Annotated in this window: 1 protein-coding gene; it reads left to right on the forward strand. The window is 71.3% G+C overall.

Going from position 1 to position 602, the window contains the following annotated elements; genetic code table 11:
- A partial coding sequence (locus tag KUM32_RS38460) for an ATP-binding cassette domain-containing protein (protein ID WP_217146448.1) occupies nucleotides 1–602 on the forward strand: 602 nt, incomplete at both ends.

A 602-nucleotide genomic window follows, 5' to 3' on the forward strand; every position in this document is an offset into this window, starting at 1 on the left:
ACTGTGCGAGCACTTCGGCTTCGCCAAGGAGAAGCAGTGGACGCCCGTCGGCGACCTGTCCGGCGGTGAGCGGCGCCGGCTGCAGATCCTGCGGCTGCTGATGGACGAGCCCAACGTGCTCTTCCTGGACGAGCCGACCAACGACCTCGACATCGAGACGCTGACCCAGCTCGAGGACCTGTTGGACGGCTGGCCCGGCTCCCTCGTGGTGATCAGTCACGACCGGTACTTCATCGAGCGCACCACCGACCGCGTTCTCGCGCTGCTCGGCGACGCCACGCTGCGGATGCTGCCGCGCGGCGTCGACGAGTACCTGGAGCGGCGCCAGCGCACGCGGGCGGCGGCCTCCGCCGCGCCGGCCGCCCCCGCGAGCCCGGCCGCCGGCGCCGCCGGTGACAAGGACCGGCCACGGGAGAAGTCGGCGGGCGAGCAGCGCGCCGCGCAGAAGGAGTTGCAGCGCATCGAGCGCCGCCTCGACAAGATCAGCGAGCAGGAGACCACGCTGCACGCCCAGATCGCCGAGCACGCCACCGACTTCGAGCGCGTCGCCGAACTCGACGGCAAGCTACGGGAGCTGTCGGGCGAACGGGACGAACTGGAAT

The sequence above is a fragment of the Streptomyces sp. AC627_RSS907 genome, from assembly GCF_019049165.1.